We start from the raw sequence: 14,070 nt of genomic DNA on the forward strand, positions 1-14,070 counted from the left end.
AGTAAGTGGCTTGGGATGCTCGCCAGGCCCTGGGCGTTCATGAACCGCTCGGGCCAGGTCTGCTAAAGGGTCAGTAATCGGAACAACGCGATTTTATTGATCTCGGCCAGCGCACATTTGAACTCGGCTTCCACCGAGTTGTGAATGCGCGTTTCAAACGCGGCAAGGATCTGGTGCCGGTTGCTGCCTTTTACCGCCATGATGAAGGGAAACTTGAACTTGGCCTTGTAGCCATCGTTCAGCTCGGTGAAGCGCGAAAACTCGTCGCTCGAGCATTGGTGAATACCGGCGCCAGCCTGTTCATTAGTGCTGGCTTCGGTCAACTGGCCCTGGACGGCCGCTTTGCCCGCCAGGTCCGGGTGAGCGTTGATCAGGGCCAGTTGACTGGTGTGATCGGCGCTCAACAGGATGTCGCTCATGCGCTGGTGCAGGGTTTCGATCTCGTCGATCGAAGCGTCCTGGCCCAGGTCGAAGGCCTTTTCGGCCACCCATGGCGAATGTTCGTAGATGTCGGCGAAGGCTGCGACGAATTCGTCGCGGCTCAGGCTCGACGGTTTCAGGGTTTGGAACGCGGTCATTTGGCGGCTCCCTGGAAAGGGTGTACGTCATGCCAGTGACGGGCGATGTCGACGCGGCGGGTAAACCACACCTGGTCATGGCCCTTGGCGTATTCGATAAACCGCTTGAGGGCGGCCAGGCGTGCCGGGCGGCCGATCAGGCGGCAGTGCAAGCCGATGGAGAGCATTTTCGGTGCGTCCGCGCCTTCGGCATACAGCACGTCGAAGGCGTCTTTCAGGTATTCGAAAAAGTCGTCGCCCTTGTTGAAACCCTGGACCTGGGTGAAGCGCATGTCATTGGTGTCCAGGGTGTAGGGGATCACCAGGTGCGGCTTGCCGGTCGGGTTGTTGGGTTCCCAGTAGGGCAGGTCGTCGTCATAGGTGTCGCAGTCATAGAGGAAGCCGCCTTCCTCCATCACCAGCCGCCGGGTGTTGGGGCCGGTGCGGCCGGTGTACCAGCCCAGTGGGCGCTCGCCGGTGAGTTCGGTGAGGATGCGGATCGCTTCGAGCATGTGCTCGCGTTCCTGGGCCTCATCCATGTATTGGTAGTCGATCCAGCGGTAGCCGTGGCTGCAGATCTCGTGGCCGGCGGCGACCATCGCGCGGATCACATCCGGGTGGCGCTGGGCGGCCATGGCCACGGCGAAAATGGTCAGCGGGATATCGAATTCCTTGAACAACTTGAGGATGCGCCACACGCCGGCACGGCTGCCGTATTCGTACAGCGACTCCATGCTCATGTTGCGCTCGCCTTGCAGCGGTTGCGCCGAGACCATCTCGGACAGGAAGGCTTCCGACTCTTTGTCGCCGTGCAGGATGTTGCGCTCACCCCCTTCTTCGTAGTTGAGTACGAACGACAGGGCGATACGGGCCTTGCCCGGCCAGTGTGGGTGAGGAGGGTTACTGCCGTAACCGATCAGGTCGCGTGGGTAGTCAGCGCTCACTGCAGTCTTCCTTCTTGTTCGTGGTAGCGGTGTGTGTGGCGGCCGGGCAGCGGAAAGACTGGGTGGCGTCACAACGATGACTGATTGTATACAACTTAGTGTGCACTTTGTAAGCCTGTATTTCTGCATTTTTTCCGCAGGGTCTTTGCAGAATTGCACTGCAAGAAACCTGCCTGACTGGTCAGCTAAATTGAAAAAAACGTCATTCACTGTAGGAGCGAGCTTGCTCGCGAAAAACCTGAGAGCGCCTCGTTAACCCTGAAGCGCTGCGTTATCGTTAACGATCTTCGCGAGCAAGCTCGCTCCTACAGTATCGGCGTCAGCAACGGAACGCAGGCTTGTTGAATTTATTGTGTACAATTTTTTTGAAAAGTGTCTTAATCAGCCATCGCCGACTTTTTCAGTGACCTGAAAAGGTGCGGTCTTTCACTTTTTACTGACTTCGGGAGGCGCGCAGACGCTATGGGACGTTTGACCACACACGTATTGGACGCCGCGCATGGCTGCCCTGGCAGCGCAATCAAGGTTGAGTTGTACCGTGTCGAGGGCGCACAGCTTGAGCTGGTCGCCAGCACCCTGACCAACAGCGACGGCCGCTGCGATGCACCCCTGCTGCAAGGCGATGACTACCGCAGCGGTGTCTATCAGTTGCAGTTCAACGCCGGTGATTACTACCGCGCCCGCGGTGTGCAACTGCCCGAACCTGCATTTCTCGATGTGGTGGTGCTGCGCTTCGGCATCAGCGCCGAACAGGATCACTACCACGTGCCTTTGCTGATTTCGCCTTACAGCTACTCCACCTATCGCGGTAGCTGAGTCGTCACCGCGCTTCACACCCCCAAAGCTCTTCGTTGGTTTTTCGCCCGCTCACACTGCGGGCTTTTTTTCGCCTGCTGATTGCACCATAAAGGCGGCCCCGATCTTCAGTGCGATCGGGGCTGGATCTTCAGCGGCTCAATAGCGACGCAGCGCCGGCGCCTGTGAACAAGCCCGCACTGATCCGGTTGAACCAGCTCTGGCCCCTGCCGCTGCGCAGGTAGCGCGCGGCACCATGGGCGCCGAGGCCGTAGGCCAGTTTGCACAGCAGGTCGAGCACGGTCCAGGTGGCGATCATGATCAGCAACTGCGGCAAAAAGGCCTGCTGGGCACTGAGGAATTGCGGCAGGAAGGCGGCGAAAAACAGGATGTCCTTCGGGTTGCTGGCGCCCAGCACAAAGGCCCGGCCAAACAGCGCACGAAATCGCGGGGTGGCGGCCACTTGCGGTACGTCGGCGACGTGGGCCGGTTGCCGGGATTGCTGCCAGCTCTGCCAGGCGAGGTAGAACAGGTACAGCGCGCCGACGATCTTCAGGGCGCTGAACAGCTGTTCCGAGGCCAACAACAACGCACCCAAACCCAGCGCCGAGGCGCTCAGCAGGCAGATCGAAGCAATCACCCCGCCGAGAAAGGCCGGGTACGAACGGCGCAGGCCGTAGTTCAGGCTGTTGCTGATCATCAATAAGGACAGGGGGCCGGGGATCAGGATCACCACCAGCGCAGCGCCGCTGAACAGCAGCCAGGTTTCCAGACTCATTGCATTCCTCCATTCGTACAAAAGCCCCACCCGACGGGGTGAGGCAGGGTCAAGCGGGTTGGCCTACAGGAACGCGAACTTGGCGATGAAGATCGCGCAAAGCACCCACAGGCTGATGGAAATTTCCTTGTGTTTACCCGTGCCGGCCTTCAGCGCCACGTAGGTGATGAAACCCAGGGCGATGCCGTCGGCCACCGAGAAGGTCAGGGGCATCATGATCGCCGTGACGATCGCCGGAATGCTGTCGGTGGCGTCGTCCCAATTGATATGGGCCATGCCGCTCATCATCAGCATCGCCACATAGATCAACGCGCCGGCGGTGGCATAGGCCGGAATCATGCCAGCCAGCGGGGCAAAAAACATCGCTGCGATAAACAACACGCCAACCGTAACCGCCGTCAGCCCTGTGCGGCCACCAGCGGCAACCCCGGCGGCGCTTTCCACGTAACTGGTGACTGGCGGCACGCCGACCATGGCGCCGAACACGCTGGAGGCGCTGTCGGCTTTCAGGGCGCGGGAGAGATTTTCGATCTTGCCGTCGGCATTCACCAGGCCTGCGCGCTGGGCCACGCCCATCAGGGTGCCGGCGGTGTCGAACATGTGCACAAACAGGAAGGCGAACACCACGCTGATCATGCTGACGTTGAACACGCCCATCACGTCCATGGCCATCCAGGTCGGCGCCAGGCTTGGCGGGGTGGCCAGGATGCCGTGGTACTCCACCAGGCCCAGGCCCCAACCGGCGAGGGTCACGGCGATGATGCTGATCAGGATCGCGCCGAATACCCGGTGGTAGCTGAGGATCGCAATCAACAGGAAGCAGATGGCCGCCAGCAATGGGGCGGGTTCATGCAGGGAGCCGAGCTTGATCAGGGTGGCCGGGCTTTGCACGATGATGCCGGCGGTTTTCAGGCCGATCACCCCGAGAAACAATCCGACGCCGGCGCCCATGGCATGGCGCAGGCTCACCGGAATGCTGTTGAGCAGCCACTCGCGAATGCGTGAGAGCGTCAGGATCATGAACAACACACCGGAGATAAACACCGCACCCAGTGCCGTCTCCCAGTTGTAGCCCATGGTCCCGACCACGGTGTAGGTGAAAAACGCGTTCAGGCCCATGCCCGGCGCCAGGCCTACTGGCCAGTTGGCGTACAGGCCCATCAGCAGGCAACCCAGCGCGGCGGCGATGCAGGTGGCGACAAACGCCGCGCCGTGATCGATGCCGGCGTCGGCCATGATGTTGGGGTTGACGAAGATGATGTAGGCCATGGTGATAAAGGTCGTGAGGCCAGCGATCAGCTCGGTCTTCACTGTGGTGCCATGCAAGCGGAGTTTGAACAGGCGTTCCAGCCAACCGTTGTGGGTTGGCGAGAGGTCGAGCGTAGGGGCTTCGGATTTGCGGCTTTCCACAGCAAGTACTCCTCAAGAGTTTTATTGTTATTTCCAGCGCCGGACACATGAGTGGGCAGCAGCGCTTTGAGGTACCAGCGGGTTTTGTTGACCAATAGGTCAGGAACTCGCACGAAGCGAATTATGCTTTTGTATACAAATAAAGCAAATAATGTTTTCTATTTTGTGTGCGAAAGGGGATGAAAGGCAATTCAGGATTGGCCACTGAGTGCCTTGTTTACCGCCAGCCAGCCTTCTACCGCCGTCTCGCCTGCCTCGGCAAACGCCCGTTGCAGCAGCTTTACCTGTTCGCGCCGCAGCGATTGTTCGAAACGCCGGCCTTCCTCGGTCAACTCCAGCAGGCGCTTACGCTTGTCGGTCTCGGACGCCACGCTGTCCACCAGGTGCATTTCCTGCAGTTGGCGCAACGGCATGTTCAGCGCCTGTTTGCTCACGCCGAGCAGTTCCAGCAGCTCCTTGACGCTCAAGGCCGGGTAGCGCGCGATAAAAAACACGATGCGTTGATGCACCCGGCTCAAGCCGCGGCGCTCCAGCATTTCGTCAGCCTTGGCGGTGAACGCCTGGTAGCCGAAGAAGAAGGCTTCCATGGCGGTTTGCTGGCTGGTCTGGTTTTTAAGGTCAAGCATATTGACGTATCTGCCCAAGTCGTCGTAATTTCGGTCAAGCAGTTTGACGTATTTTCCCCAGGCTTTGCTACCGGTGACCCTTATGGCCTTCTCAGAACGTGTTTCGCGTCTTAAAAGCTCCCTGATCCGTGAAATCCTCGCGGCGGCGCAAAAGCCGCAGGTGATGTCCTTCGCCGGTGGCCTGCCGGCCGAAGTGATGCTGCCCACGCTGGATTGGGAAGGCATGCCGCTGAATATCGGCCAATACGGCATGAGCGAAGGCGAGCCACAGTTGCGTGAATTGCTGGCGGCCGAGGCGCGGGTGCTGGGTATTGCCTGCGATGCGCGCCAGGTCATGGTGGTCAGCGGCTCCCAGCAAACCCTGGACCTGGCGGCCAAGCTGTACATCGACAAGGGCACCAAAATTCTCCTGGAAGGCCCGACTTACCTTGCGGCATTGCAGATTTTCCAATTGTTCGGCGCCGATTGCCTGACCGTACAGCTTGAGGCGGACGGTCCGGACCTCAGAGCCTTGCGCAGCAGCCTTGAGCAGCATCGCCCGTCCTTCGTCTACCTGATCCCGACGTTCCAGAACCCTTCGGCGGTGCGCTACAGCGATGCCAAGCGCGAGGCCGTCGCCGCGTTGCTGGACGAGTTTGGCGTAACCCTGATCGAAGACGAACCCTACCGCGAACTGACCTTCGACGGCGGCAGCGCACAACCCATCGTCAGCCGGCTGAAAAAGGCCAGCTGGATCTACACCGGCACCGTATCCAAGACCTTGTTGCCCGGCCTGCGGGTCGGCTACCTGATTGCCAGTCCGGACCTGTTCCCGCACCTGCTCAAACTCAAGCAATCAGCCGACCTGCACACCAACCGCGTTGGCCAGTGGCAGGCGATGCAATGGATCGGCACCGAGAAATACCAGCATCACCTGGTAGCGTTGCGCAGCTTTTACCGAGGCCGGCGCGACGCTTTCCAGGCTGCACTGGCGCGGCATTTCAGCGACCTGGCCGACTGGCAAATACCCCAGGGCGGATTATTCTTCTGGCTGACCTTGAAACAGCCGCTCGATACCCGCACCTTGTTGGCACCTGCGCTCGACCAGGACATCGCGTTCATGCCCGGTGAGCCGTTCTTTTCCGAGCCGGACAATCATCACGGTCACCTGCGGCTCAATTTCAGCCATATCGACCCGGCGCGCTTGGACGAAGGTCTCAAGCGTCTCGCTGCGGTGGTCCGTCAAGCACAGCACGCGCAAGCGGCATAGGGGAGCCTCCATGTACAAGGTCTACGGCGATTACAAATCGGGCAACTGCTACAAAGTCAAACTCATGCTCAGCCTGTTGGGCATCGACTATGAGTGGATCGATGTCGACATCCTGAAGGGCGACACCCAGACCGCGGAGTTCCTGGCCAAGAACCCCAACGGCAAGATCCCGGTGCTGGAGCTGGAAGACGGCACCTGCCTGTGGGAGTCCAATGCGATTCTCAACTTCCTGGCCGACGGCAGCGAGTTCCTGCCCAGCGAACCGCGCCTGCGCACCCAGGTTCTGCAGTGGCAGTTTTTCGAGCAGTACAGCCACGAGCCGTACATCGCGGTGGCGCGGTTTATCCAGTTTTACCTGGGGCTGCCGGAAGATCGCCTGGAGGAATACAAGAAGCTGCACAAGGGCGGATACAAGGCCCTGAAGGTGATGGAGCGCCAGTTGCAATTGACACCGTATCTGGTGGGCGACCAATTCTCGATTGCCGACGTGGCGCTGTATGCCTACACCCATGTGGCGGATGAAGGTGGCTTTGACCTTAGCGCCTATCCAGGTGTGCAAGCCTGGTTGAAGCGCGTGGCCAGCCATCCCAAGCATGTGCCGATGCTGGGCTGAAATGCGGTCAAAAATGTGGGAGCGGGCTTGCTCGCGAAGGCGGTGTACCAGTCAGCACATGTATTGGCTGACCCACCGCCTTCGCGAGCAAGCCCGCTCCCACATTTAGTTTTGCGGTGCGCCAGGTAATTCTTCACTGAGCAACTCAAAACAGCGCTGCGCCGCTGGGCTCAACGGCTGTCCACTGCGACTGATCAACCCGATCTCCCGGTTCACCCCCGGATGATCAATGGTAATCCGCTTCAACCCCTCCAGACTGTCCGCCGCCGATTCCGGCAACACACTGATCCCCAAGCCCTGCCGCACCAACGCCAACACGGTCGACATGTAGTTGGCCTCCATCCCCGCGAGCATCGTCAGGCGTGTTTCATCGAACAACGCGTCCACCTGTTCCCGCACGCTGCTGTCGCGGCCGGTGAGGATGATCGGCTGGTCGGCCAGTTGCTCCAGGCTCAACTTTGCAAAACGAGTCAGCGGATGATCCAGCGGCACGAACGCACATAACCGATCATTCAGCACCGGCACAAACGCCAGTCCATGACTCAGCCGCGCCCGCACACCAATGCCGAAATCCACCTCGCCCGAACGCACTTGCGCATGAATGCGGTGAGCAACCAGATCATGCAAGCGCACCTCGATCCCGGCAAAACGCTCGCGAAACAGGCGCAGGGCGGGAGGTAACGCGCCGGCGCACACGGAGGGCAGGGCGGCGATGGTCACCACGCCTCGTCGTAGCGCTGCCAGGTCACGGGAGCCGGTGACGATGTTGTCCAGGTCCAGCAACAGCTTCTCCATCGGCCCGCGTGCATCCAGCCCTGCGGCGGTGATGCTGACGTGGCGCGGGCTGCGGTCGAGCAGCGCGACGCCCAGCCATTCCTCCAGTTGTTGCACCTGCACGGTCAGCGCCGAGGGCGACAAATGCAGTTCGTTGGCAGCCTTGGTAAAGCTGCCCGTGCGGGCAACGGCGAGAAACGCCTGGATATGCTGGATCGAATTTTTCATTTTTATTTTGCTCGGGCGTTTTGTTTTTTCGAATGTGGGGTGCCGAATATTCCAATTTACAAAGCCTAACGCGATTCCAATACTCCAGGGAAAACAATAACCGGCCGAAAACGCCGTTCTGGAGCTACCCCATGCTCGCTACCCTGGGTGTCATCACCATCCTGTGCCTGCTCACTGCCGTCATGAGCAAACGCCTGTCGCCACTGGTGGCCCTGATTGCCTTGCCGATCATCGCCGCGCTGCTGGGCGGTTTCGGCTTGCAAACCAGCGCCTTCATCATCACCGGCATCAAGAACGTCGCCCCCGTGGTGGGGATGTTTGTGTTCGCGATCCTGTTCTTCGGGATCATGACCGATGCCGGCATGCTGGATCCAATCATTGATCGCATCCTGCGCACGGTAGGGACGCGTCCTACAAGGATTGTCGTCGGTACCGCGACCCTGGCCCTGCTGGTGCACCTCGACGGCTCCGGCGCGGTGACCTTCCTGGTGACGGTGCCGGCGATGCTGCCGCTGTACACGCGGCTGGGAATTGATAAACGCATCCTCGCGTGTGTGGCGGCGATGGCGGCCGGGGTCAACTTCCTGCCGTGGACCGGCCCGGTACTGCGTTCCTCGGCGGCGCTGCACGTGCCGGTGGCGGACTTGTTCCAGCCGCTGATCCCGGTGCAGATCGTCGGCCTGGTCTTTGTATTCGCCTGCGCCTGGTGGCTGGGCCACCGGGAAGAAAAACGCTTGGGCCTGGGCGCTGGTTCCAGCGTGGACGCCGTGCCGCAACGGGTGCTCAGCGACGATGACATTGCCCTGCGTCGCCCGCGGCTGTTCTGGGTCAACCTGGTCCTGACGGTACTGGTGATGGTGGTGATGATCGCCGGTTGGGTCGACCCGGTGGTGATGTTCATGCTCGGCACGGTGGTGGCGCTGTGCATCAACTACCCGAACGTCGACGCCCAGCGCGCGCGGATCGACGCCCACGCAAAAACCGCCCTGACCATGGCCAGCATCCTGCTCGCTGCCGGTGTGTTCACCGGCATCATGCAAGGCACCGGCATGCTCAAGGCCATCGCCGAAGTGGCGGTGGCGCAGATTCCGGCGGGCCACGGCAAGTTGATCCCGGCGGTGGTGGGCTTCCTGTCGATGCCGCTGAGCATGCTGTTTGACCCCGACTCCTACTATTTCGGCGTGATGCCGGTGATCGCCGAAGTCGGCAAGGCCTTGGGCGTCGACCCGCTGCAAGTGGCTCAGGCCTCGTTGCTGGGCGTGCACACCACCGGCTTTCCGGTCAGCCCGTTGACGCCTGCGACCTTCCTGTTGGTGGGCCTGTGCAAGATCGAATTGGCCGATCACCAGCGCTTCACCATCCCCTTTCTGTTTGCCGCGTCGGTGTTGATGACCCTGACGGCTTTGCTCCTGGGAGTGATTTGAAATGAAAACCTTGCGCATCGGTTCCGGCGCCGGCTACTCCGGCGACCGTATCGAACCTGCGGTGGAATTGGCCGAACAGGGCGACCTGGATTACCTGGTCTTCGAATGCCTGGCCGAACGCACCATCGCCCTGGCGCAACAGGCGCGGATCAGCGATCCACAAGGCGGTTACGACCCGCTGTTGAGTGAGCGCATGCGCCGCGTGCTGCCCTTTGTCGGCCGGCCCGAAGGGCGCCGGCGCTTGCGGGTAATCACCAATATGGGCGCGGCCAATCCGGTGGCGGCGGCGGTTGAAGTGCGGCGGATTGCCAGTGAACTGGGGCTTAACCTCAAGGTGCTGGCGGTGGTTGGCGACGACGTGCTTGAGACCTTGCGTGCCCAGCCGGAGCAGTTGCTCGACAACGGCCAGACCCTTGGCTCGTTGGGCGAGCGATTGATTTCCGCGAACGCCTATTTGGGCGCCGACGGCATTATCGACGCCTTGCGCGCCGAGGCCGACGTGGTGATCACCGGCCGGGTGGCAGACCCTTCGCTGTTCCTGGCGCCGCAGATGTTCGAATTCGGCTGGGCTGCGGATGATTGGCAACGGCTGGGGCGCGGCACGCTGGTGGGGCATTTACTGGAATGTGCGGGGCAGGTCAGCGGTGGCTACTTTGCCGATCCGGGTTTCAAGGACGTGGACGATCTGGCACGCCTGGGCTTTCCACTGGCCGAGATTGACCCAGACGGCGAGGCCTTGATCACCAAGGTCGCAGGTTCCGGTGGGCGGGTCAGCCGTGCCACGTGCACCGAACAATTGATCTACGAAGTGCACGACCCGGCGGCCTACCTCACACCGGACGTGTGCGCGGATTTTTCCCAGGTGGCGTTTACCGAAGAAGCCGTGGACCGGGTGCGTGCCCACGGCGCGAGCGGACGGCCACGTCCCGAAGCGTTGAAAGTCAGCGTCGGTTATCTGGACGGCTGGATCGGTGAGGGGCAGATTTCCTACGGTGGCCCGGGCGCGGTCGCTCGTGCGCAACTGGCTCGCGATGTGGTCCTGAAACGCTTGGAGTTGACCGGCGTGCGCATGCAGGACGTGCGTGCCGAATTGATCGGCGTCGACTCCCTGCACGGCCCGCGCAGCACGGTTGAACCGTGGGAAGTGCGCCTGCGCATCGCCGCCCGCTGCGCAGAACGCAGCGAGGCGGTGCGTGTCGGCAATGAAGTGGAAACCCTCTACACCAACGGCCCGTCCGGCGGCGGTGGCGCCAGCAAGAGCCTGCGCCAGGTGGTGGCGGTGGCATCGTTGCTGCTGCCTCGTCACGCGGTCAACCCGAGGATCGAAGCATGAAGCTGCACACCCTGGCCCACTCCCGAACGGGAGACAAGGGCGACACCTCGAACATCTCGATCATTGCGTATCGGGCCGAGGACTATCCGCTGCTCTGCGAGCAATTGACGGCTGAGGTGGTGGCGGCATTTTTTGCGCCGTTGCTGGAGGCGGGCGCCGCACCGGTGCGGCGCTATGAACTGCCCAATGTGCAGGCACTGAACTTCGTGTTGCCGGGGATCCTGCGGGGCGGGGTGACGCGGTCGCTGGCGCTGGACGCCCATGGCAAGTGCCTGGGCTCAGCATTGCTGGATCTTGAATTGGCAATACCAAACTAATGTGGGAGCGGGCTTGCTCGCGAAGGCGGAGTATCAGCCACTACGTCTGTGGCTGATACTCCGCCTTCGCGAGCAAGCCCGCTCCCACACTGGATCCTCGCTGTTTGTCAGACCGCCGCAAACCGCTTGTCGAGGTAATCGATGATCACCTTGGAGTCGTACATCCAGGTGGTCTGGCCGTTCTCTTCGATGCGCAGGCATGGCACTTTGATCTTGCCGCCTTGCTCCAGCAGGGTCTGGCGGTCCTGCTCGTTGTTCTTCGCATCCTTCAAAGCTACCGGCACGTTCAGGCGGTGCAGGGTGCGGCGGGTCTTCACGCAGAACGGGCAGGCGTGGAATTGATACAGGGTCAGGTCCTTGGCCGCTGCGTTCACCTGCGCCTGTTGTTCGGCAGGGCGCTGCTTTTTGCGCGGACGGGTCAGGAAGTCGCCGGCGATGATGACGTGGCCGAGGCCCACTCGAAGTGCTTTGACGAACATGGCTGAAACCTCTTGCCCTAGACTTAAGGGGGCGCAGCTTACCTGATTTTTCACAGGCGAAAAAAAACCGGCGATGAACGCCGGTTTTTCCAGGTGCCGCGTATTACTTGATCAGGCTGAGAAACTCGCTGCGGGTCGCCGCGTTTTCGCGGAACTCACCCAGCATCACCGACGTGATCATCGACGAATTCTGCTTCTCCACACCGCGCATCATCATGCACATGTGCTTGGCCTCGATCACCACTGCAACGCCCAGGGCGCCGGTGACCTGCTGGACCGCATCGGCGATCTGGCGGCTGAGGTTTTCCTGGATCTGCAGGCGGCGGGCATACATATCGACGATACGCGCGACCTTCGACAGGCCCAGCACTTTGCCGCTCGGGATATACGCGACGTGAGCCTTGCCGATGAACGGCAGCAGGTGGTGTTCGCACAGCGAGTACAACTCGATGTCCTTGACCAGCACCATTTCGCTGTTGTCAGAGCTGAACAAGGCACCGTTGGTGACTTCTTCGAGGGTCTGTTCATAACCGCGGCAGAGATACTGCATGGCCTTGGCGGCACGTTTTGGCGTGTCGAGCAGGCCCTCGCGGGAAACGTCCTCGCCGAGTTGGCCGAGAATCGCGGTGTAATTCTGTTCCAGGGACATGAAACTACCTAGTGGGATTTTCGCAAAGGGCAAGGGTACGGCGGCCAACACATCGCTGCAAGCCTGACGATGGCACTTGTTACTCGTCGCGGCCTTCCATCATGGTGCGCTTGAGCATCACATACACCGCGCCAGCGCCGCCGTGACGTGGCTGGCATGAGGTAAAACCCAGCACCTGGGAGTGCTGGCGCAACCAGGTGTTGACGTGGCTTTTGATCATCGGCCGTTTGCCGTCCAGGCGCACGGCCTTGCCGTGGGTGACGCGCACGCAGCGGATTTCGAATTTGGTGGCTTCGGCGAGGAACGCCCAGAGGGTTTCGCGGGCTTTTTCGACGGTCATGCCGTGCAGGTCGAGACTACCCTCGAACGGGATCTGGCCGACCTTGAGCTTGCGCATCTGGCTTTCCTGCACGCCGTCGCGGGCCCACATCAACTCGTCTTCGGGACCTACATCGATAACGAATTGATCCGACAGGCCGTCCACGGTGGTGGCGTCCGTGCGCACGGTCGCGGCCTGTCGCAGCTTGGCGATCTGGGCGCGATCGGTCTTGGGTTTGCCGGTGTCGGCGCGATCATGCTTGATCGGCTTGACGCCGCGCAGCTCGTTCTTGAATAGGGAAAAATCGTCGTCTTGCATGTCAGCCTCCGCGAAGGGCGGGCAGTTTACCTAATCGCGGCGGCTTGATGCGCAACAAACGCTATCTGTACGCCATCAGTCGTGCTTTTTCATCAGATGCGAAGCGATGTTCAGTGACAGCGGTTGGCGCATGCGCCGACGGCAACGGCGCCACAGCCATACGCCGAACCACAGCACCAGCAGGCCGATGACCAAGAGTATTGCAGAACCGCCAGGGCTGGCATTCAGCTCGCCCAGGGCCGGTGAGTGTCCAACCAAACCAGCGCCGCCAGCAATTGCCAGTAGTACGCCACCTATCGCCAACAGCGCGGCAAAGCCGGCGCCGATGCGCAGACGCCAGTTGCTCGGGCCCTTGGGGCGCAAGCGACGAGCATCAAAACCATCGGATATCTTCATTCCGACCTTTCCTCCAGGGTATCGGCCCTTCGACCGGAAGATACACAGGTTGTTCCGGGTACAGAGGCAATTGCAGCAAATGACAGGTATTTGCGGATGAGCGGGCGGCTACCCGCTCATCGAAGGTCGATCAGATCAGATCTTTGGTCAAGGCGAGGGTGGCGAAGTTGTCAGCCATGATGGCCATTTCAGTCTGCTGCACGTGGTCGGCGCTGAGGATGCCGCCCTTGTAAGGCAGGTCGCGGGTGGCGCAGGCGTCTTCCACCAGGGTGCAGCGAAAGCCCAGGTTTTTTGCCGCACGCACCGTGGTGCTGACGCTGGAGTGGCTCATGAAGCCGCAGACGATCAGGTCCAGGGAACCGAGGTCTTGCAGGTGTTTCTCCAGGCCGGTGCCGTGGAAGGCGCTGGGCAGCAGCTTGCCGATGATGGTTTCGTCGGCCTGTGGCTCAAGGCCAGGAATGAACTCACCGCGCTCGCCCTGAGGGTCAAACAACCCGCCGACAGTGCCCAGGTGGCGCACATGCACGATCGGGCGCCCGGCGTTGCGCGCGGCAGCCGCCAGTTGCTTGATATTTTCGACAGCAGCGTCCATGCCCGAGAGGGCGAGGGGACCACTGAGGTATTCCTTCTGGGCGTCGATGATCACGAGGGTCGCATGGTTCAGGTTCGCCGCTGCGTAACCACGACCGCTGAGTTGAAACATCGTCTTTGGAACGGACATTCTGGGGCTCCTGTGAGTGGGGCTTTTGTGACATTGTCCTCTGGCTGAGCGCTTCTGTGAATCGCTACCATCGTAAGGTACGCCGTTGTTGGCGTGCAGCGATGTCAATAGGGCACTACGTTTAGGCAAAAACCACGTTT

At 61.0% G+C, this 14,070-nt stretch carries 17 protein-coding genes; 6 read left to right on the forward strand and 11 right to left on the reverse strand.

The annotated features are described in order from the left end of the window. Positions 1-62: 62 nt before the first annotated feature. A complete protein-coding gene (gene uraD / locus V6607_RS09705) occupies positions 63-578 on the reverse strand; it encodes a 2-oxo-4-hydroxy-4-carboxy-5-ureidoimidazoline decarboxylase (RefSeq protein ID WP_008432188.1) in 516 nt (171 codons plus the stop codon). After that, positions 575-1,501: an allantoinase PuuE gene (gene puuE / locus V6607_RS09710; protein ID WP_008432189.1), complete on the reverse strand. Its 927-nt coding sequence runs from the start codon at positions 1,499-1,501 to the stop codon at positions 575-577. Before puuE ends, uraD begins: the two co-directional genes overlap by 4 nt. 462 nt (positions 1,502-1,963) lie before the next feature. On the opposite strand from puuE, the gene uraH reads away from it, so the two are divergent. Further along, complete coding sequence (gene uraH / locus V6607_RS09715) at positions 1,964-2,317, forward strand: hydroxyisourate hydrolase (RefSeq protein WP_134326010.1); 354 nt, start codon at positions 1,964-1,966, stop codon at positions 2,315-2,317. 130 nt (positions 2,318-2,447) lie between these two features. Here the strand turns inward: uraH and V6607_RS09720 are convergent, their stop codons facing one another. The 3 genes from V6607_RS09720 to V6607_RS09730 form a co-directional block, all read right to left on the reverse strand. After that, the gene (locus V6607_RS09720) at positions 2,448-3,074 is read right to left on the reverse strand and encodes a LysE family translocator (RefSeq protein WP_008432192.1); all 627 of its coding nucleotides are present in this window, start codon (positions 3,072-3,074) and stop codon (positions 2,448-2,450) included. A gap of 63 nt (positions 3,075-3,137) precedes the next feature. Continuing rightward, complete coding sequence (locus V6607_RS09725) at positions 3,138-4,484, reverse strand: NCS2 family permease (RefSeq protein ID WP_003212843.1); 1,347 nt, start codon at positions 4,482-4,484, stop codon at positions 3,138-3,140. A 191-nt stretch (positions 4,485-4,675) separates the two neighbouring features. Further along, a complete protein-coding gene (locus V6607_RS09730; protein WP_003212841.1) occupies positions 4,676-5,110 on the reverse strand; it encodes a MarR family transcriptional regulator in 435 nt (144 codons plus the stop codon). An 82-nt stretch (positions 5,111-5,192) separates the two neighbouring features. Here V6607_RS09730 and V6607_RS09735 point away from each other — a divergent pair, with 82 nt between their 5' ends. Together V6607_RS09735 and V6607_RS09740 are read left to right on the forward strand one after the other, a co-directional pair. Next, positions 5,193-6,359 carry a PLP-dependent aminotransferase family protein gene (locus V6607_RS09735; protein WP_134326011.1) on the forward strand — a complete coding sequence of 389 codons (1,167 nt, stop codon included), beginning with the start codon at positions 5,193-5,195 and terminating at the stop codon, positions 6,357-6,359. Between the two features lie 10 nt (positions 6,360-6,369). Beyond that, a complete protein-coding gene (locus V6607_RS09740; RefSeq protein WP_008432197.1) occupies positions 6,370-6,972 on the forward strand; it encodes a glutathione S-transferase family protein in 603 nt (200 codons plus the stop codon). Between the two features lie 105 nt (positions 6,973-7,077). Here the strand turns inward: V6607_RS09740 and V6607_RS09745 are convergent, their stop codons facing one another. Beyond that, positions 7,078-7,974 (reverse strand): LysR family transcriptional regulator, encoded by an 897-nt coding sequence (locus V6607_RS09745; protein WP_003213144.1) that lies wholly within the window; start codon positions 7,972-7,974, stop codon positions 7,078-7,080. 131 nt (positions 7,975-8,105) lie between these two features. On the opposite strand from V6607_RS09745, the gene V6607_RS09750 reads away from it, so the two are divergent. The 3 genes from V6607_RS09750 to V6607_RS09760 are packed head-to-tail and all read left to right on the forward strand — an operon-like array spanning position 8,106 to position 11,048. Next, a complete protein-coding gene (locus V6607_RS09750) occupies positions 8,106-9,398 on the forward strand; it encodes a citrate:proton symporter (protein ID WP_003213142.1) in 1,293 nt (430 codons plus the stop codon). A gap of 1 nt (position 9,399) precedes the next feature. Further along, positions 9,400-10,731, forward strand: coding sequence for an acyclic terpene utilization AtuA family protein (locus V6607_RS09755; RefSeq protein ID WP_134326012.1), 1,332 nt, complete (start codon positions 9,400-9,402; stop codon positions 10,729-10,731). After that, the gene (locus V6607_RS09760; RefSeq protein ID WP_087694789.1) at positions 10,728-11,048 is read left to right on the forward strand and encodes a hypothetical protein; all 321 of its coding nucleotides are present in this window, start codon (positions 10,728-10,730) and stop codon (positions 11,046-11,048) included. Before V6607_RS09755 ends, V6607_RS09760 begins: the two co-directional genes overlap by 4 nt. A 107-nt stretch (positions 11,049-11,155) precedes the next feature. Here V6607_RS09760 and V6607_RS09765 read toward each other — a convergent pair whose 3' ends face one another. The 5 genes from V6607_RS09765 to V6607_RS09785 form a co-directional block, all read right to left on the reverse strand. Beyond that, positions 11,156-11,527 (reverse strand): glutathione S-transferase N-terminal domain-containing protein, encoded by a 372-nt coding sequence (locus V6607_RS09765; protein WP_063031984.1) that lies wholly within the window; start codon positions 11,525-11,527, stop codon positions 11,156-11,158. 103 nt (positions 11,528-11,630) lie between these two features. After that, positions 11,631-12,176, reverse strand: a complete 546-nt coding sequence (folE, locus tag V6607_RS09770; RefSeq protein WP_003204506.1) for a GTP cyclohydrolase I FolE — start codon at positions 12,174-12,176, stop codon at positions 11,631-11,633. A 79-nt stretch (positions 12,177-12,255) separates the two neighbouring features. Then, positions 12,256-12,813, reverse strand: coding sequence for a Smr/MutS family protein (locus V6607_RS09775; protein ID WP_003213135.1), 558 nt, complete (start codon positions 12,811-12,813; stop codon positions 12,256-12,258). Between the two features lie 75 nt (positions 12,814-12,888). After that, the gene (locus tag V6607_RS09780) at positions 12,889-13,209 is read right to left on the reverse strand and encodes a hypothetical protein (RefSeq protein WP_003213133.1); all 321 of its coding nucleotides are present in this window, start codon (positions 13,207-13,209) and stop codon (positions 12,889-12,891) included. Between the two features lie 130 nt (positions 13,210-13,339). Then, positions 13,340-13,930 (reverse strand): cysteine hydrolase family protein, encoded by a 591-nt coding sequence (locus V6607_RS09785; RefSeq protein ID WP_008433198.1) that lies wholly within the window; start codon positions 13,928-13,930, stop codon positions 13,340-13,342. Positions 13,931-14,070: the final 140 nt, after the last annotated feature.

The organism is Pseudomonas sp. KK18, assembly GCF_037094675.1.
In the GTDB taxonomy this organism is placed as follows: Bacteria; Pseudomonadota; Gammaproteobacteria; order Pseudomonadales; family Pseudomonadaceae; genus Aquipseudomonas.

Bases quoted from the DNA above. Each gene is read 5' to 3' on its own strand.
- uraD (WP_008432188.1), bottom strand. From the start codon at position 578: ATGACCGCGTTCCAAACCCTGAAACCGTCGAGCCTGAGCCGCGACGAA.
- uraH (WP_134326010.1), top strand. From the start codon at position 1,964: ATGGGACGTTTGACCACACACGTATTGGACGCCGCGCATGGCTGCCCT.
- V6607_RS09720 (WP_008432192.1), bottom strand. From the start codon at position 3,074: ATGAGTCTGGAAACCTGGCTGCTGTTCAGCGGCGCTGCGCTGGTGGTG.
- V6607_RS09730 (WP_003212841.1), bottom strand. From the start codon at position 5,110: ATGCTTGACCTTAAAAACCAGACCAGCCAGCAAACCGCCATGGAAGCC.
- V6607_RS09735 (WP_134326011.1), top strand. From the start codon at position 5,193: ATGGCCTTCTCAGAACGTGTTTCGCGTCTTAAAAGCTCCCTGATCCGT.
- V6607_RS09740 (WP_008432197.1), top strand. From the start codon at position 6,370: ATGTACAAGGTCTACGGCGATTACAAATCGGGCAACTGCTACAAAGTC.
- V6607_RS09745 (WP_003213144.1), bottom strand. From the start codon at position 7,974: ATGAAAAATTCGATCCAGCATATCCAGGCGTTTCTCGCCGTTGCCCGC.
- V6607_RS09750 (WP_003213142.1), top strand. From the start codon at position 8,106: ATGCTCGCTACCCTGGGTGTCATCACCATCCTGTGCCTGCTCACTGCC.
- V6607_RS09755 (WP_134326012.1), top strand. From the start codon at position 9,400: ATGAAAACCTTGCGCATCGGTTCCGGCGCCGGCTACTCCGGCGACCGT.
- V6607_RS09760 (WP_087694789.1), top strand. From the start codon at position 10,728: ATGAAGCTGCACACCCTGGCCCACTCCCGAACGGGAGACAAGGGCGAC.
- V6607_RS09765 (WP_063031984.1), bottom strand. From the start codon at position 11,527: ATGTTCGTCAAAGCACTTCGAGTGGGCCTCGGCCACGTCATCATCGCC.
- folE (WP_003204506.1), bottom strand. From the start codon at position 12,176: ATGTCCCTGGAACAGAATTACACCGCGATTCTCGGCCAACTCGGCGAG.
- V6607_RS09775 (WP_003213135.1), bottom strand. From the start codon at position 12,813: ATGCAAGACGACGATTTTTCCCTATTCAAGAACGAGCTGCGCGGCGTC.
- V6607_RS09780 (WP_003213133.1), bottom strand. From the start codon at position 13,209: ATGAAGATATCCGATGGTTTTGATGCTCGTCGCTTGCGCCCCAAGGGC.
- V6607_RS09785 (WP_008433198.1), bottom strand. From the start codon at position 13,930: ATGTCCGTTCCAAAGACGATGTTTCAACTCAGCGGTCGTGGTTACGCA.